Source organism: Oleiphilus sp. HI0125, assembly GCF_001635355.1.
Window position 1 is genome coordinate 1 of record NZ_LWGF01001114.1, and the last position, 1203, is coordinate 1203.

Consider the following 1203-nt stretch of genomic DNA (forward strand, 5'->3'; position numbering starts at 1 on the left):
ATGCATTTATCGCACGACACCCAGACTTATCGTTGGTGTTGTTTAACGGACAAGCATCAGCAAAAACTTTTTTTAAGCACATGGGAAAGCAATATCTTAACGATAAGGGCATTGATAGCGGTGTCATGCCTTCGACGAGTCCTGCCTATGCGGCAATGTCACTAAGTGAGAAAAAAAGAGTATGGCTAGCGTCATTAAAGCGCTAGGCACATGATAAAGAACTTAATTTCAGCAAACGCCTATTTAAACGAAAGGAGTTGGAATGAAGTATAAATCTATCGTTGTACTGACGGGAGCTGGTATCTCAGCAGAATCTGGTATCCAAACTTTTAGAGCGAGTGACGGATTGTGGGAGGAACACCGTATTGAAGACGTTGCCTCTCCAGAGGGTTTTGCACGCAATCCTGAACTTGTTCAATCGTTCTACAATCAGCGTCGTCAGTTTTTACTTTCGCCAAATATTAAGCCCAATCTAGCCCACAGGGCATTAGAGGTCTTGAACGTGCGATGCAGTCAGCAGGCCATTCATTTTTACTCGTGACTCAGAATATTGATGATCTGCATGAACGTGCAGGCTCTCAAAATGTATTACATATGCACGGAGAGTTGCTTAAGGAGCGTTGTCAGTCTTGTGAATCTGTACAGGAATCACGCGTCGATACGACACCAAATTCAGTATGTGAAAACTGTGGCGCAATGGGTCATATGCGTCCGCATGTTGTTTGGTTTGGTGAAATGCCTTTGTATATGGATGAGATTTATCAAGCGATTGAACAATGCGATGCCTTTATATCGATCGGTACCTCAGGTCATGTATATCCTGCGGCGGGATTTGTTGAAGTCGCTAATCATGCAGGTGCGGATAGTATTGAGATCAACCTAAAGCCCTCTGCCGTGCATTCGAGTTTCTCTCGCTCCATTCAAGGCAAGGCTGGTGAAGTGTTACCGAGCTTCGTTAAAGATCTGTTGGCGTAGCATGCCTTTAGCTATTTATGAATTTAACTATTCATAAATCTAAGTGCTAAGTATGGCGCGACACAGAAGATTAAGGTCATGATTTTGTAATTCGCAAGGAACTTAAAATAACTGGTGCTCAATGCCGTTGCATTTAGTCCAAACAAGCGATTGTGTATCGCAAGCATTTGCGCTTTGAATACGACAATGGCGAAAGTCGCTAAACCTAGGTAAGCGAGGTTGATCGCA

3 protein-coding genes and 1 pseudogene are annotated in these 1203 nt (G+C 43.5%); 3 read left to right on the forward strand and 1 reads right to left on the reverse strand.

Annotated features, from left to right (window positions below; all coding sequences use genetic code 11):
- The 3 genes and pseudogenes from A3762_RS27815 to A3762_RS19285 form a co-directional block, all read left to right on the forward strand.
- Positions 1-206 (forward strand): annotated as a pseudogene (locus A3762_RS27815) (DNA-deoxyinosine glycosylase); the annotation flags it as partial.
- Positions 207-262: 56 nt separating this feature from the next.
- A complete protein-coding gene (locus A3762_RS28920; protein WP_369820701.1) occupies positions 263-541 on the forward strand; it encodes a Sir2 family NAD-dependent protein deacetylase in 279 nt (92 codons plus the stop codon).
- Entirely contained in the window at positions 508-975 is a 468-nt protein-coding gene (locus A3762_RS19285) for a Sir2 family NAD-dependent protein deacetylase (RefSeq protein WP_369820702.1), read from the forward strand. Before A3762_RS28920 ends, A3762_RS19285 begins: the two co-directional genes overlap by 34 nt.
- A 23-nt stretch (positions 976-998) precedes the next feature.
- Here the strand turns inward: A3762_RS19285 and A3762_RS28475 are convergent.
- A partial coding sequence (locus A3762_RS28475) for a DUF6868 family protein (protein WP_068757166.1) occupies positions 999-1203 on the reverse strand: 205 nt, incomplete at its 5' end.